Here is a 16,715-nt window from a genome sequence, read left to right as displayed (position 1 = left end):
ACAAACTAGTGCTCTATCTCCCCTTAGATTTTTCAATATCTAAGGGGTTTTTCTTTGCAATTGATTCATCATTTAGAATATCGGTTAAACATTTGGTAAACTGTGCAGTCATTCCCCAGATCAGATGATCAAATTGTTCATAAAAGGGAATCGCATACTGCTGATTTTTAAAAGGGTATTTGATGCCATTTCGAATACGATCAAATGGAAAACTAGGCGTTTTTATGGGTTGTGAGTGTAGGTCATAATAAACGGGTTTTTGTTTTCTTAGTTGTGACAATGGCACCGTAAAAAAACATTCTACTTCATCGTTTGATTTGAGTAAACGCCAATCATCAATCATTAATTGGCCAACAAAGCAGTGAATCGTTCTTTGACTCTGGACTGAATAATCAATCTCGCCCCAAAGGTCAATCGCATCTGATGAAATAGCTAATTCCTCCATCGTTTCACGAACAGCCGCTTCTTGATATGTTTCTCCTACTTCTACACGTCCCCCTGGAAAAGAGACCTCACCTGGTTGTGAGATCTGCTGACTCCTGATTTCATATAGAAGATGCCAATCATTATTTTCCCAAATCAAGGGAATAAAAACCGCATAGCGCCTTTTTTCTCCTATGGGTTTAGGTTGATATTTCTCAATTAAGTTGCGCATCTGTTATCCTCTTTACATATGATTTGATTAATCTTCTTTATAGTATAAAATTAAGTTCTTTTGGTCAACTAAGTATCCTAGTGTTTAATCACCTTCTAAAACAAATTTTTTAACGATAAGCATTGACAAGTCAAATGATAAGGCATATACTTTATATGTAAAATAATTATATATAAAGGAGTAAGATATGTATTTTCCAGTATCAGCTACCTTGATTGAATTTTTGATTTTATCTATTGTTCAAAAAAACGATTCTTATGGTTATGATATTAGCCAAACAATTAAATTAGTAGCCAATATCAAAGAATCTACCCTTTATCCTATTTTAAAAAAATTGGATAAATCAGGTTTTTTAACAACTTATAGTCAAGAACATCAAGGTCGTAAACGTAAGTACTATGCTATTACCTCCCTAGGACAAGCTCAGCTTGTTTATCTGAAAGAAGAGTGGAATAGCTATAAAGAAGCCCTAGATGGGATAATTGAAGGGAGTTTGAGACATGACAAGGATTGAATACCTAGCTGAGCTAGACAAATACTTACGAAAATTACCAAAAGAAGATTACCAAGAAGCCATGGACTATTATATCGAGTATTTTGACGAAGCAGGACCAGAACGTGAAGAGCATGTTATCCAAGAATTGGGTAGTCCAAAAGAAGCTGCAAGTGAGATTATTTCCAATGTCTTGGGGAAACATCTGGCCAACAACGATAAAACACCCAAGAGTCGAGCAACCATTATTGGTTTAACCATTTTATCTCTTTTTGCGGCACCCTTGGCCTTACCGCTATTACTTTCATTAATTGTTTTTCTTCTAGCTTGTTTAGCAGCTGGGCTTATGCTCATCTTTGCCGCTTATCTTTTTGGTTTGGGTGGCATTCTTGTAGCTGCCATTACCTTATTTGAAAGTTTTACCCTACTAGGCTTATCTCTTCCTGCTCTATCCATGGGAATCGGTGCATCTCTCTTAAGCTTTGGTGGCGGCATTCTTATTTGGATTATTGCCACTACTATTCTTCGCTATTCTGGAAGAGGCTTTGTAGCCTTTGTTAAATGGATTAATCACAAAAGAGGTGAGTACGTATGAAAACAGCAACCTTAACCAAACGATTTTTTATGATTAGCGTCACTTGTATTGTCTTTGGTGCCATCCTATTAGGTGGTGGATTTGAAGCCATTAAACAATAAACTGCTCCTAAAAAAGTGACTCAAACCCTTAATAAGATTGACGATATTGACCTTGCGATTTCTAATTATGAGGTCGTTATTGAAACAAGTGAGATAAAACAACCTACTGTCTCTTACTATACCCATCCTAAATTTCTTGATCCTATCAAAGTAAGTGCTACAAATGGAACCCTAAACATTAGCCAAAAGTATCGAGATTTTGTTGTTACTGGTGCCATAGAGATCATGGGCTTTACATTCAATGATCTTCAAAGACATGCTAATCGACGTCAAATCATTATTACCTTACCCAAAAATACTGTTTTAAAAGAACTAAAAGGACATAATTTCTTCTATGTTAGTCTAAATAATATTACCATCAAAAAATTCGAGTTAACAGCTCCTTTACAGTTGATCGATAGTCGGATTGAACAAGGTGACATTCAAGGTCCACTCACTGCTACTAGAAGCAACTTAAAACAGATTACTGCTAATTCAGGAGACAATCTTGTCACACTAACCGATTCTATCTTAGAAAATAGTGATATTACAATTGCTTCTGGAGGGTTCACGACTTATAACTCTCAATTAAGTCATGTCAGCATTCACACCATTAATCCTGGAGGAGTTGAATGTAATGATGGCAGTATTTACACCATTCAGTTTACAACACCTGCTGCAAAAGAAAATGACGAATACTCTTCTCAACCCGTGTCACTTGTCGCTTTTAATAAGGTCAAACTAACTGGAAAAAATAAGTTTCAGGGAGGTAATATTGACATGGACTTGACACTAGTTAATAGTGAAGCAATTCAATACCAAGCTGAAACTGTAAATGGCACTATCCGATTAGGAGATAAACTTGCCTCTACTCCTCTATCTAAAGAGTCTAGCTCAGGAAAAACCATTTTTAAAACAGACAATGCATCCGACCATCTCGTTGACATCTCTGTCAACACCGGAAATATTGACATCCATTAAAAATAAACCATTAACAAAAAACTTCTAGAATTTAGTCTAGAAGTTTTTTATAGTTTCAAAAAATCTGTCTCACTTCTTTTTTAAGCATTTGATTTTGGACGGTAAATCACTAGACCTATCAGCATAAAGGCAATTAAGAACCCTGTTAATATGCTAACCTCTGTTCCAATATGCCCACGAAGTGAAATAGTCTGACGAAGTCCTGAAACAATATAAGACATTGGTAAAAAGGGATGTAAATATCTGAAGAAGGCTCCGCTTAATTCGATAGGATAAGAACCTCCCGAAGCACCCACTTGTAATAAGAGCATAATAAGAGAAGCAAAGGAGCCATAACGATCGTCCCATCCAACTAAGGCTGTCACAAGTGCCATCAAGGTCCATCCACTAAGGACAATGAAAGCTAAGGTTTTAATGCTATGATTGGCCTCAAATCCTAATAATTGAATAGCAAAATAAAGAATAAAGGAGCTCACTGTTGAAATAAATCCGTTAATGACAAGTTTTTGCTTAGCCCAATCCCATTTGCTATTGACCGGACGACCAGATAAAGAATTAGCAAAAATAACATTTGTGGATAAAGCAACTACCATCAAGGATACAGCTATCATGTATGGCGCCATCGCAATCCCATTCGTTTTTACCTTATCGGTATCTGACTTAGATAAAGTTAGAGGTTTTGCCACTTTTTTCGCATTATCTTTAGTAACAGAAATCAGAGATAATTGTTGAGAAGCTTTTGATAGTGAATGATCTAGTTCTGTCAACCCTGTTGACAATGCTGTTAATCCACTTGTCAAGCTTTGACTGCCATCTGCTAATTGAATAGAGGCTCCTGATAACTGATGAGAACCCTCCAGAAGTTGCTTATTCCCAGATAATAGTTGTCCTGTGTGATTGTTTAGTTGAGATGCTCCATTAGAAAGGTTAGAAATACCAGATAAGACCGCCTCATTCTTACCATCTAGTTGAACTAAGCCATTGGCTAGCTGGTGTGTTGCGGGCAAAGCTTGATCAGACAAACCTGTATGTACTTTTGTGAGACCCTGAGATAATTCTAGCAAAGCAGTACTTGAGGCTGGTAAAGCCTGATTCGATTGGCTAGCTATCTGAGCTACACTCTCTTTTAATGTGACAAACGGAGCTGTAGCATCTTGTGTTGACAAACTTGTCAACCCTTCTTTTATCATCTGTAGATTAGTCAGGATCTCCTTAGCAGCTAGTGTGGCATTTGATGTTTGACTAGTTAAAGCTGAGCTAAGCTCATTTTGTTGTTCTGGAGTCAAACTTTGATAAGTAGTCGTTGATTGGAGAGCCTTAAGCTCATTCTGATTTTAGATGTTAGCGTCAACAATAACCTGTTTTGCTTGTTCTCCTATAGCCGCTAGTCTTTGACTAATATCTCCTTGATCAACTGATGGCATACCCGTCTGAGATAAGCTCATATTTAATTGTTGAATAGCCTGGTTTAATTGAGGTAAACCATCAATTAAGCTTTCAATTGCCTGTTTTTTTCTGGTGGTAATTGAGTAGCCCCTTCCAGTTTCCTAATCCCATCTGACAATTGATTAGCTCCCTTGGCTAATTGGGTCACACCATTTAGGTAACTAGGCATGCTTTCAGAAAATTGTCCTAATCCATGGTGTAATTGACCAACACCATCTGTATAAGACACTAAACCATTAGAAAATTGAGAAGCTCCTTGATCGAAAGTTTGAGTAGAACTTGCGAATCGATTTAGACCATTGGTTAAAGTTTGACTACCATCTTGTGCAACCTGTGCCCCTTCATTTAACTGACTGGCTCCATTACTTGCTTTTTTAAGCCCTTTTTGCAGATGCCTCATGTTTTTAAAGACAGAGGCAATATAACTTTCTGTCAGATTTGTAGCAATCTTTTCTTTAAGTTGATGCATGGCCGTGTCTGCCATCTTAGAGGCAACCATACCATGACCTTTACTGGTTTGATAAGAGACGACAAGTTTTTCAGGCTCTTTCTCTAATAAGGTTGTGGCTTTTTGAGAGAGATTTTTTGGTAACGTTACTACCATATAATAGTCACCCTGTCTTAAACCATTTTTAGCTACCTTCTCGCTGACAAAATGATAGTCTAAGTCTTTATTTTTAGACATCTTGTCCACCATATTGTCACCGATTTCAAAGGTTTTACCTTTATATTTTGTTGGCCGATCTTTATTGACAACAGCGATAGGTAGATGATTTACTTGACCATAAGGATCCCACATAGAACCTAAAAAGGCTAAGTTATATAGGGCTGGAACTAGGGCAACTCCAATCATAGTAATAATAAGTTTTGGATTTTTAATAAGTGCTTTTAGTTCTTCTAACATTTTTTCTCCTAAATTGGACATGGTGTTCAAAAATTATGATAAAATATATTATACAAGTAAATCAAAAATTTAAACACCGATTACCTCAATAATATGGAAAAGGAATACAGCGCAGTTTACTTTGCTTATGCTTTTTTTGGGATCTGTCAAGCATGGATTGCCAGTGGTAAAAAAGAATCGCCAGAGCAGCTAACTCAGTTTGTCCTCAAAATGTTAACGAACTCCAACTAATTTAAACAGAAAAAAACTAGATTGCAAAAGCTGTTCTAGTTTTTTGTTAATATGTATTTTCTATTTACTTAACATACTTAGCTGATTGCTCACCTGCTTGACGACCAAAAATAATAATGTCTGCTACCGCATTTCCACCAATACGATTTTTACCATGTACACCACCGGTCAGTTCTCCTGCTGCATAAAGACCTGCAATAGGTGTTCCATCTTTTTTCAGTACTTGGGTCTCTGTATTGATTTTTAAACCTCCCATGGTATGATGAATACCTGGGGCAATCTTAATAGCGTAAAAAGGAGCTTGACTAAGATCATGTGTCATCCCTGTTGTTCTACCAAGAGCATCTGATTGGCTTGCTATAGCTTGATTCCAAGCTTCAAGACTTGCTTTCAAACTCTCTTCAGGAACTTTTATTTTCTGAGCTAAGGCTTCTATAGTATCTGCCTTAACAACTAATTTTTTCTCTTCATACTGATTAATAGCTGGTACGCGAGATTTAAGGGCTTGGTCGAAAATAACAAAAGCATGGTTAGGGTTTAACTTATTAATAGCAGCTGAAACTGTATCACGAGTTTCTAACTCATTAATAAAGCGTTGTCCTTTTTGATCAACTAGAATAGCTCCTTCACCACGAACAGCTTCTGTGATTAAATAAGCTGATTCTTGTTCTACGGTTGGATGGATTTGAATTTCTTGCATATCAACCGTATCAGCACCTTCATCTTCTGCTAGTAAAATACCATCACCTGTAGATAGAACAACTGCTTTTGAAGACACCTTCTTAGTCTCTCCAGCTATACTAACTTTAACCCCTGAAACACTTCCTTTATTTTCTAAGATATCAGTTACATCTGCATTAACAAAGATCGGAATCTTTCGTTCTTTGACGTTTGCATAGAGACCGTCCACTAAATAGCCCCCTACAGCAGATCCATCTGACGGACGATGTGTTCGATTAACACTCATTCCTCCTGTAGTTGTAATATTATTAAGTGTAATGCCCATAGTATCTAGCCAATCAATTGCTGAAGCTGAGTGGTCTACTAAATAATGAAGTAGTTCTTGATTATTAGTACCTTTACCACCTTTTAAACTCTCATCAAAGAATTTAGCATTACTATCTTCAATTCCTTGCTCCTTTTGGAACTTCGTTTCTGAAGCATTCATTCCTGCTGATGATTTGGCTGTGTTTCCACCAATAATTGGCATTTTTTCAAAAATAGCAACTTTAGCACCAGCATCTTTAGCTGAAACGGCTGCAGACATACCTGCTCCACCTGAACCAACGATAATCACGTCATATGATTTTGCTAGCTTAGAAGGGTCGGTATAGGTTTTTTCTGAAGCTCCTGAAACAACCTCTTCTTTAGAAGAAGTACTTGTCTTGGTTTTCTCAGGTTGATGGGTTGTTTTTCCACACGCCACTAATATCAGTAAGGCTACTGAAAGAGTAAGCATCCTAAAAAGTGTTTTTTTTCATAAATCCCCCTTGAAATAAAATTCTTTACACTAAATATTGTATATTATTTCACAAATTTTAACAATAGCTATTTCTTTTTTAAACGAAGAGATTAACTTACAACTACTTTTTGATATAAAATTTGGATGACGTGATACTGAGATGATTATTCTAGAGTATGCGACTAGTCCCTTTTTCTCTCATCCTTATAAATTTTTAAAAAAATTGTTTTTTGATTCTTTTAAAAAGCGTCTCGTGATATAATTCATTTAAAGAGGTATTAAAAATGAAAAAGAAAACAATTATTTTACTGTCATCACTCTTACTTTTAACCGCTTGTTCTAACCATCCCAAAAATACAGCTAAAACTGGACTTGATAAAAAAGATAAGTCAGAACAAATTAGTAAAAAAACTTCTAAGCATAAATCCCTACATTCAACAACTGAAAGCAGCTCAGAACCTAGCTCTCAAACCAGTAAAACACAGACAAGTTCTTCTGTAGAAAGTACACCATCAAAGGCTAATACTGAAACAAGTAATCAAGAAGAATATGAGACTGATCTCTTTCCAAGTGCTTATATTGCAAATGAGAACAAAAAATTGCGGGATGGTTTTTATATAGCACCTTCTAATAATACATCAATTATTTCACAATATACTGACATGAAAGAAACTTAACAAGTTGTTGTCAACAATGAAGATAGAGATGCCTTTTTAGTATGGATAAGACAAGTCGCACCATCTGGACATACCGAAAATGGACTTGTTTCAAATTATAACTACTGGACTTTAAATGTAAAAGATAAATAAAGAAAGACATCTTTAGTGTACTGATTTCCAAAAATTAGCCATAATAGTTAAAATAAAGGATTGAATTCTATATTGTATAGGACTCAATCCTTTTAGTGTTACTTTGATTTTTCTTATCTATACCAAATAGGAAGATTTACCTCACAACATCAATTGCTCCCATTAGACATTTTTTTAGAAAATAAGACCCATAGTCAACCTTTTAAGACAAAGCAAAAAGCCCACAATAGTAGGCTTTCAGCAAGTTTAATCTTAAAATTAAAGCATTTTGTTGTAGAATTCAACGACAAGTGCTTCGTTGATTTCTGGGTTGATTTCTTCACGTTCTGGAAGACGAGTCAATGAACCTTCAAGTTTTTCAGCGTCAAATGAAACGAAAGCTGGACGTCCAACGATTGCTTCAACTGCTTCAACGATAGCAGGTACTTTCATTGATTTTTCACGAACAGAGATAACTTGACCAACTTCAACGCGATAAGATGGAATATCAACGCGTTTTCCGCCAACAAGAATATGACCATGGTTAACGAATTGACGTGCTTGACGACGAGTAGTTGCAAGACCTAAACGGTAAACAACGTTGTCAAGACGACGCTCTAAAAGAACCATAAAGTTGAAACCAAGAGTTCCTTCTTTAACTTTTGTAGCTTGTACGAACAAGTTACGGAATTGTTTTTCACCAAGACCGTATGAGAAACGTAATTTTTGTTTCTCAGCAAGTTGCAAACCATATTCTGAAAGTTTGCTACGGTTGTTAGGACCGTGTTGACCAGGTACGTAGTTACGACGTGCCAATTCTTTACCTGTGCCTGTAAGTGACAAGCCAAGGCGACGTGATTGTTTCCATGATGGACCAGTATAACGTGACATCTATAATGTCCTCCTCTAAAAAAATAATGAGGAAATAACTGTTTGAAAAATCCTGATTCGTGCAGGGGGTCTTCGCCTAAACAGCTAAGGTTACTAAATTTAGAACCACCTGTTGACGAGCTTCATATTTTTCTGCTATTATTTCACACTAACTACATTATAGCATTAAAAGGAAAAACTTACAATAGTTTTTCCTTTTTTCCTGCCTATTATTTGATTTTCAATATCTGATATGGAAGATTGACAATTCTGTCAACTTTAATGTAAAGAAAAAACCTCTTATGAGGTTAAAATGTGACATATCCCTACTCTTGATCGAGGTAACGAATTAATGTTTTTTCCGTTAAAATATCAGAGTAAGTATAAGATTCTACGTAAGAATTGTTAATAGCTCCTGGGACATCTGAATTGTCATTATATTCAATGATAAACAAAGAGGTGTAAACTTCAATTAAACGTCCAATCTTATTCTTTTCACGTTTACGTCCATTCTCTAAGGTTAATTCAACCAATTGCCCTTCATGGGCTTTAATTTCCTCTTTGATTTTTTTCATTTTAGCAACATCAGCAAATGCATCACTCATTTTTTTCTCTCTCTTTCTTATCTCTCTTCAAACTGTGCAATCGTGGAGAACTTATTGTATTCTTTTTGGAACATTAATTTGACTGTCCCACGTGCTCCTGATCTGTTCTTTTCTAGAATCACTTCTATGGTATTATCTTCAACAGCATCTTCGGCTTCATCACCTTCTTTACGATAATAATCATCACGATATAAAAAGGCAACAATATCCGCATCTTGCTCAATAGACCCTGATTCACGAATATCAGATAAAACAGGTCTTTTGTCTTGCCTTTGCTCAACGCCACGAGAAAGCTGACTCAAAGCAATGACAGGAACTTTTAACTCTTTAGCTAAAATTTTCAATTGACGAGAAATATCAGATACTTCCTGTTGTCGATTTTCAGGTTTTGTTCCCGTTATAAGTTGAAGGTAGTCAATAACAATCAAACCTAAGCCATCTTCAACTTCTTGAGATAGTTTACGTGATCTTGCCCTAATTTCTGTAATCTTAATCCCTGGTGTATCATCTATATAAATTGGAGCCTCTGCCAGAGCCCCCTGGGCAATAGTGACATTATTCCAATCCTGATCTGTCAATTGACCTGTTCTCAAACTATGAGAATCAACCATTCCCTCAGCTGCAAGCATACGATCCACTAAACTTTCTGCTCCCATTTCTAAAGAGAAAATAGCAACAGCTTTTTTTTGTTTAGTGCCAACATTTTGAGCAATATTAAGCACAAAAGCTGTTTTTCCGACAGCTGGTCGAGCTGCCAATATAATTAGTTGATCAGGGTGTAAACCAGTTGTAATCTTATCTAAGTCTCTAAAACCTGTTGGTAATCCCGTAACGTCTGAGGTCTGCTTAGACCTTAATTCTAGGTTCTCATAATTAACTTTTAAAACATCTGATATTTTTCTAAAACCACTACGATTGCTGTGTTCGTTTATTTCGATAAGGGCTCTTTCTGCCCCTGCAATGATATCCTCAGAATCAGAAGCACCTTCATAAGCTAAGTTGACAGTATCTGTCAACCTAGCAATAATATCACGCAACATAGCTTTTTCAGCGACTATTTTAGCATAATACTCTGCATTGGCACTTGTTGGAACACTGTTAACCAATTCAACGATATAAGAAAGACCACCAATATTCTGGAGATCTCCCTGATCATCTAGGATAGTTCTAACTGTCGTTGCGTCAATAGCATCATTACGATCACTTAAAGTAATCATTGCTCTAAAGATAATCTTATGGGAATACTTATAAAAATCGTCAGGACTAATAAACTCTCTAACCGTAATGAGTTTATCTGGCGAGATAAAGATTGACCCTAAGACAGATTGCTCTGCCAGCAAATCTTGAGGTTGAACACGTAATTCAGATACTTCAGGCAACCTTAACCACCTCCAAATCTTATCTATGTTTCTTGTGTTAAGCTTCTGTCACACTGAGTTTAATCTCTGCTGTTACTTCTTTATGTAATTTGACAGGTACTTCAATAAGTCCAATAGCACGAATAGGATGATCTAAGACAATATGGCGCTTATCTATTTTCAAGTTAAATTGTTTTTGCAACTCTTCTGCAATTTTTTTAGCGGTGATTGAACCAAAAGTGCGCCCATCCGGTCCAACTTTTTCAGTAAATTGAACACGTGTTTTTTCTTGACTAAGCACTTCTTTCATAGCTTTTGCTTCAGCTAAGATTTCAGCTTGTGCTTTTTCTTCGGCCTTTTGTTTCCCTTTTAATTCTCCAATTGTTTGAGAAGTGGCTTCCTTAGCCAAATTTTTCTTAATTAAAAAATTTTGGGCATATCCTGTTGGAACCTCTTTAATCTCACCCTTTTTTCCTTTACCTTTGACATCTGCTAAAAATATAACTCTCATGCTTCTACCTCTCCTGCTTCTTTTATGGTATTTTCTATTGTTTCTAGTAATAATTGCTTGGCTTCAGTTAAAGTAATACCTTCCATCTGACAGGCCGCCAGATTAAAGTGACCTCCGCCACCCATTTTTTCCATAATGCGCTGTACATTAATCTTGCTGCGACTTCTAGCAGATACAGCAATTTTATGGCTTGGAGTCTCGACCAAAACAAAACTAGCCTCAACGCTTGCCATTGATAGAATCGTATCAGCTGCTTTACTGGCAATAACGTTGCTATATTGCTTATCGTCAATCCCGGTCGCAATCATAATAGTATCAATAAAGCGTTCTCCTCGAAGGACAATTTCATTGACTTGTCTGTATTCATCAAAATCTGTAGCAGAAATCATTTGAATTTCGACACTGTCACTGCCTTTTCCACGTAAATAGCTTGCTACATCGAAGGTCCTACTTGTCACGCGCGTTGAAAAATTCTTGGTATCTAACATGATACCCGCCATCAAAATGCTTGCTTGAATTTTATTTAAGCGTTTTTTCGCATTTTGGAATTGAATAAGTTCTGTCACCAATTCTGCTGCACTACTTGCCCCACTTTCAATAAAGGTTAAGACAGCATTATCTGGAAAATCATCATCTCTTCGATGGTGATCGACGACAATTACATCCTTAAAGAGGTCATAAAAGTCTTTTGATAACGTCAAAGAGACCTTAGAATGATCAACCATAACCAAAAGAGATCGAGGTGTAACAAGTCCCATAGCTTGTGAAACACTAATTAGGCGTGTTTTCCCATCTGCTTGGAGCCTTTCAATAGCACGTTCAATATCTGAACTCATCTCGTCAGGATTATAGACTGCAAAACTATTTTCAATAATATTACTTGAAAAAAATTGCATCCCAACAGCCGAACCCAGGGCATCCATATCGAGTTTACGGTGTCCTACAATAAAGACATTGTCAACCATTTTGATACGATCAGAAATTGCCGTCATCATAGCACGCGTACGTGTCCGTGAACGTTTTACTGTTGAAACTGAGCCTCCACCAAAATAAATAGGACTCTCATGATCGTTGTTTTCTCTAATGACAATTTGATCTCCTCCACGTACTAATGCAACATTAAGGTTTTCAAGTGCTACTTGTCCAATTTGATTATGATTATCCTCGCCATAAGAAATTCCCATGCTGAGTGTCAAAAGACGTTGGGTATCTTGAGCTTCCTTACGAAATTCGTCTAAAATAGAGAATTTATCATCCATCAACTCTTTCAATGTTTTATAGTCTGTGAAAAAGTAAAAACGATCCATATTGACACGACAATAAAAAATATTTTTTGATTCCATAAAGTTGGTAATAAAATTGGCAACAAAACTATTGATTTTTGAGATATCTGCATCCGAAAGATTATCTGTAATATCATCATAGTTGTCAATAGAAATAATCCCAACTACTGGTCTCAGGAAACTAGCGTCAATGGATTGACGATTCCCCACAAAGCTATCAAAAAAGTAAAAGATACCTGAAGGAACGTCGATATAAGATGTGTACTTATTTCCAAGAATTTCAAAGGTCTGTGAAATATCACCTTGACGCTTTTCTGATAAGATGTGATGGATCAATTCCTCTTGCAAGCGACCATCTTCATTGGTAAAAATAAGCTCAGCATAAGGATTATACCACTCAATGGCATTTGTCTCTTGTTCAAACTGAATCACACCTACTGGCATCTTATCAAGCAATGTTTTAAGATTATCCTCTGTTTGTTCATTTAGCAATTCAATATGATCTAAATCAGATAATTCATAAACTTCTTTTTGATACAAAAGCAAAGCGACGACAAATAATAATACTAGAAAAACAGCTAATAATATGAGCATTTTGGATTGCATGATTCTGATGCATAATGCTAACAATCCAAACAAAATCAACCCCATCATAATTAAATGAATGGTTTCAAAACGAAATCTTTTCATTCTCTAACCTCTTAAGCCCATATTATACCATAAAACAGCTCTGAAATACAGAGCTGTCAGGTTCTTTGAGATTACAATTCTATGACGACTTAGGGCCTACGACGCGCTTTCCCATTGCTTTCTATGTAAACCATTAAAATACTAATATCTGCGGGATTAACCCCTGAAATACGACTTGCCTGACCAATAGTCTCAGGATTGATTTTTTTGAACTTTTGTCTAGCTTCAGTTGCGATAGAATCAATAGCATCCCAATCAATATCAGCTGGTATCCGCTTTTCTTCCATGCGCTTCATTTTAGCCACTTGATCAAGCGCTTTTTTGATGTATCCCTCGTATTTGATTTCCGTTTCTAAAAGCTCCACAATTTTAGCATCTAAGTCCTCAGCTGCTGGACCTACAAAAGAAACAGCTTGATGATAGTCAAGCTCTGGTCGACGCATAAATTCTTTGGCAGTCATAGCATCGGTTAAAGGTTTAAAGCCTAGTTCTTGAATCCTTGCGTTAGTTTCTTTAATGGGCTTTAGTTTAATGCTATCAAGACGTTTTAATTCACTCTCGAATTGATTTTTTTTGATTTCAAAAGCTTGCCAGCGCTCATCATCCACTAACCCAATGTGACGACCGATTTCTGTTAATCGCATGTCAGCATTATCATGACGTAAAATCAAACGGTATTCCGCACGAGAAGTTAACAAACGATATGGCTCCAAGGTTCCCTTGGTTACCAAGTCATCAATCATTACGCCAATATAGGCATCACTACGTTTTAAAATCAGTTCAGGTTTTCCTTGGACTTTAAGAGCTGCATTGATTCCAGCTACAATACCTTGTCCAGCTGCTTCTTCATAGCCAGAAGTACCATTGGTTTGACCTGCTGTAAAAAGACCAGAGATTAATTTTGTTTCAAGTGTTGCTCTCAGTTGATGTGGTAACACAATATCGTACTCAATAGCATAGCCTGTACGCATCATTTCTGCTTGCTCAAGCCCTTTGATAGAGTGAAGCAAGTCTTTTTGCACATCCTCTGGAAGGCTTGTTGACAAACCTTGAACATAGACTTCCTCAGTATCACGACCTTCTGGTTCTAAGAATAACTGATGACGATCTTTATCTGAAAAACGCACAATTTTATCCTCTATAGAAGGACAATAGCGAGGGCCTACCCCTTTGACAATCCCTGAAAACATCGGAGCTCGGTGAAGATTTTGATTAATAATGTCATGACTCGTTTGATTGGTATAAGTCAACCAACAGGGAATCTGATCTTGTAAATAATCCTCATCTTTAGACATAAATGAAAAATGATTAGGTTTGGTATCCCCAGGATGAATGTCTGTCAAACTATAATCAATAGATGATGCTTTAACACGCGGTGGTGTCCCTGTTTTAAAGCGACCGATTTCTAGTCCTAGTTTCTTTAAATTATCTGCCAAAGTAACTGAAGCTAAACTATTATTTGGACCAGAAGAATATTTGAGTTCTCCTAAAATAATCTCCCCACGAAGAGCTGTACCTGTTGTGATAACCACGGCTTTAGCGGCAATTTTTTGACCAGTTGCTGTTAAAACACCAATTACCTTACCATTCTCTACCAAAATATCATCAACCATAGTTTGACGTAGGGTGAGGTTTTCTTGCTTTTCTACGGTATGCTTCATTTCTCTTGAATAGAGATTTTTATCAGCTTGAGCTCTTAGAGCCCTTACTGCAGGTCCTTTACCTGTATTGAGCATCTTCATTTGGATATAGGTTTTATCAATATTCTTACCCATTTCCCCACCAAGTGCATCAATTTCACGAACGACGATTCCTTTGGCAGTGCCTCCAATGGAAGGATTACAAGGCATAAAGGCAAGCATATCCAAATTAATAGTCGCTAATAAAGTCTTACAGCCCATACGACTTGTAGCTAAACTAGCCTCTACCCCAGCATGTCCTGCACCTATAACAATAACATCATAGGCTTCTGTAAATTCATGTGTCATTTTTATTTCCCTTTTATCAGTTTTAATACTTTCTATCATGGTTCTATGATTTGTCAATTTCACTGCTTTCTACATGTACAATATGCCCTGGCCAATTAATGATACCTTCTTTTAAAAATTCAGGAACTAACTTTATGGTTGACAATTGGTCGAGAGCTACCCATTCACAAATCTGTGTCTTATCATTTTCAGACATTTGTAAGTTCGGATCAGTCAAGGGTGTCACAAAATAGTGACATTCAATATTGTGCCAAAGTCTACCCTTTTTATAAAACTGATTTTCGACAACAAAAGCCAACGGTCCTACTTCTACAGAAATACCAATTTCCTCTAAGGTTTCACGTAAAACAGTTTCCCGAGTTGTTTCACCGACTAAACTGGCACCACCAATAGTATAATAATAGCCACTCTGGTCTTTGGTTAAGAAAATCTGATTATCTTTGATAATCAAGGCGCTGGCCCTAAGTCCAAAAGCACAGTCTTCTTCTATGACTCGAAAATCTCTAACCATCTTATCTCCTAAACCATGAATGATGCCTTATAGCTTTTTACTTTAAAATTGTGTCAAAATAAGTTGACACAGCTGTAAACCCAAAATGTTAGGTCCCCTTAGACTTAAACTTACCTGTCATTGTTTGTCCTAACCAGAGTCACTAAATGCTATTTCTGGAAATGTTTTTAACTGAATGTCATTATCAATAACTGCTAAAACCATCTATACTTCGCTTAGTGACACAAAGTACCCATAATAGAAAAATCCAACAAATACCCGTGGTGCTAGTTAATCTCAAAATACAATAAAAAGCCCAAAAGGACTATACTGTAAGTGCCTACACAAACAGGAGGTTAGTCCAAATGAGCCACTTACAGTATACAGCTAAATCCCATCACTTACAATGGAATATGCGTCAATTATCAAAAATTTGTTCTCAGTTTTATCAGGATTATTGTCCGGAAGACTTCAAACACCGTCGTAACGTCTGTCTGTCCAAAGTTTCAGACCAATCTCTTCTAGTTTTACTGCTATTACAAGCTGAACTAGGTATTAAATCACAACGTCACTTTTATAGGATTTGTCAGCTATTTCCCTGCGGTACATTACTAGAAAGAAGTCGCTTTAATAGGCGTGCAAGACAGTTGATTTGGCTGGTTCAAGTGATTCGTCAGGCAATGAACACTCAAATTTCTCCCAATACCATTGTTATTATAGACAGCTTTCCTTTGCCACTTTGTCAATCTATTCGTAACCACAGGGTCAGACTTTTCAATGGGATAGCTAATATTGGTTACACCGCCTCTAAACATATGTGGTTTTACGGTTTTAAGGTTCACATGCTAGTGACCTTATCAGGCTACATTCTGAATTATGTTGTCAGCCCAGCCTCTGTTCATGATATTAAGGCAGTTTACGAGTTGCTAGAAAGGTGTGAACAATCCCTCATTTTAGCAGACTTAGGTTACCTTAACCGTGAGCTGAAAGATGAGTTGAAGCAAAGTGGCTATCACCTCTGGACTCCCTTGCGTCAAAATATGGAAGGGGCTAAACAGCATAATCATTGGAAACTAATGGCTATGAGACGAACCATTGAGACTAGATTTTCAGAACTTTGTTCCCTTTTTGATATGGAACGAACACTGGCTAGGGGCATGATAGGGCTGCAATTGAGGATTGAACAAATCATACTAGCTTACAATTTGAGATATTTTGAAATTAACTAGCACCATGGGTAACAAATATTTTAAAATTGTCGAATACTTTCTTTTTTCTTAGACTT

14 protein-coding genes and 2 pseudogenes are annotated in these 16,715 nt (G+C 36.6%); 6 read left to right on the top strand and 10 right to left on the bottom strand.

The features are described 5' to 3' along the window. Positions 1–13 precede the first annotated feature (13 nt). Positions 14–655: an NUDIX hydrolase gene (locus STRIC_RS02305; RefSeq protein WP_008087737.1), complete on the bottom strand. Its 642-nt coding sequence runs from the start codon at positions 653–655 to the stop codon at positions 14–16. Positions 656–842: 187 nt separating this feature from the next. Between STRIC_RS02305 and STRIC_RS02300 the strand changes: the two genes are divergently transcribed. From STRIC_RS02300 to STRIC_RS02290, 3 genes are all read left to right on the top strand, one after another. Beyond that, positions 843–1,169, top strand: a complete 327-nt coding sequence (locus tag STRIC_RS02300) for a PadR family transcriptional regulator (protein ID WP_008087764.1) — start codon at positions 843–845, stop codon at positions 1,167–1,169. Continuing rightward, entirely contained in the window at positions 1,156–1,743 is a 588-nt protein-coding gene (locus STRIC_RS02295; protein WP_008087754.1) for a DUF1700 domain-containing protein, read from the top strand. Before STRIC_RS02300 ends, STRIC_RS02295 begins: the two co-directional genes overlap by 14 nt. A 116-nt stretch (positions 1,744–1,859) precedes the next feature. Continuing rightward, on the top strand, positions 1,860–2,804 hold the full coding sequence (locus tag STRIC_RS02290) for a DUF4097 family beta strand repeat-containing protein (RefSeq protein ID WP_008087789.1): 945 nt from the start codon (positions 1,860–1,862) through the stop codon (positions 2,802–2,804). Positions 2,805–2,884: 80 nt separating this feature from the next. Here the strand turns inward: STRIC_RS02290 and STRIC_RS02285 are convergent. Continuing rightward, a pseudogene (locus STRIC_RS02285) lies at positions 2,885–5,154 on the bottom strand (YhgE/Pip family protein). 90 nt (positions 5,155–5,244) lie between these two features. Between STRIC_RS02285 and STRIC_RS12260 the strand changes: the two are divergent. Beyond that, positions 5,245–5,385 (top strand): annotated as a pseudogene (locus STRIC_RS12260) (TetR-like C-terminal domain-containing protein); the annotation flags it as partial. Between the two features lie 64 nt (positions 5,386–5,449). Here STRIC_RS12260 and STRIC_RS02280 read toward each other — a convergent pair. After that, positions 5,450–6,844, bottom strand: coding sequence for an FAD-dependent oxidoreductase (locus tag STRIC_RS02280; RefSeq protein ID WP_008087690.1), 1,395 nt, complete (start codon positions 6,842–6,844; stop codon positions 5,450–5,452). Between the two features lie 287 nt (positions 6,845–7,131). Between STRIC_RS02280 and STRIC_RS02275 the strand changes: the two genes are divergently transcribed. Next, positions 7,132–7,524 (top strand): hypothetical protein, encoded by a 393-nt coding sequence (locus STRIC_RS02275; RefSeq protein WP_008087567.1) that lies wholly within the window; start codon positions 7,132–7,134, stop codon positions 7,522–7,524. A gap of 390 nt (positions 7,525–7,914) precedes the next feature. On the opposite strand, the gene rpsD is transcribed toward STRIC_RS02275, so the two are convergent. The 7 genes from rpsD to STRIC_RS02240 form a co-directional block, all read right to left on the bottom strand. Beyond that, a complete protein-coding gene (gene rpsD / locus STRIC_RS02270) occupies positions 7,915–8,526 on the bottom strand; it encodes a 30S ribosomal protein S4 (protein WP_008087755.1) in 612 nt (203 codons plus the stop codon). A 305-nt stretch (positions 8,527–8,831) separates the two neighbouring features. Then, positions 8,832–9,110, bottom strand: a complete 279-nt coding sequence (locus STRIC_RS02265) for a Veg family protein (protein ID WP_008087623.1) — start codon at positions 9,108–9,110, stop codon at positions 8,832–8,834. Positions 9,111–9,127: 17 nt separating this feature from the next. Then, positions 9,128–10,489, bottom strand: a complete 1,362-nt coding sequence (gene dnaB, locus STRIC_RS02260) for a replicative DNA helicase (RefSeq protein ID WP_008087702.1) — start codon at positions 10,487–10,489, stop codon at positions 9,128–9,130. A 37-nt stretch (positions 10,490–10,526) separates the two neighbouring features. After that, entirely contained in the window at positions 10,527–10,979 is a 453-nt protein-coding gene (rplI, locus tag STRIC_RS02255) for a 50S ribosomal protein L9 (protein WP_008087590.1), read from the bottom strand. Next, positions 10,976–12,952 (bottom strand): DHH family phosphoesterase, encoded by a 1,977-nt coding sequence (locus tag STRIC_RS02250; protein ID WP_008087775.1) that lies wholly within the window; start codon positions 12,950–12,952, stop codon positions 10,976–10,978. Before STRIC_RS02250 ends, rplI begins: the two co-directional genes overlap by 4 nt. A gap of 89 nt (positions 12,953–13,041) precedes the next feature. Then, entirely contained in the window at positions 13,042–14,940 is a 1,899-nt protein-coding gene (gene mnmG, locus STRIC_RS02245; RefSeq protein ID WP_008087725.1) for a tRNA uridine-5-carboxymethylaminomethyl(34) synthesis enzyme MnmG, read from the bottom strand. 43 nt (positions 14,941–14,983) lie between these two features. Then, entirely contained in the window at positions 14,984–15,451 is a 468-nt protein-coding gene (locus STRIC_RS02240) for an NUDIX hydrolase (protein WP_008087550.1), read from the bottom strand. 344 nt (positions 15,452–15,795) lie between these two features. On the opposite strand from STRIC_RS02240, the gene STRIC_RS02235 reads away from it, so the two are divergent. After that, entirely contained in the window at positions 15,796–16,659 is an 864-nt protein-coding gene (locus STRIC_RS02235) for an IS982 family transposase (protein WP_008087694.1), read from the top strand. The last annotated feature ends 56 nt before the right edge of the window (positions 16,660–16,715 follow it).

Source organism: Streptococcus ictaluri 707-05, from assembly GCF_000188015.2.
GTDB lineage: Bacteria > Bacillota > Bacilli > Lactobacillales > Streptococcaceae > Streptococcus > Streptococcus ictaluri.
The sequence above is the reverse complement of the archived record's forward strand: the minus strand, read 5'-3'. Positions and strand labels throughout refer to the sequence as shown.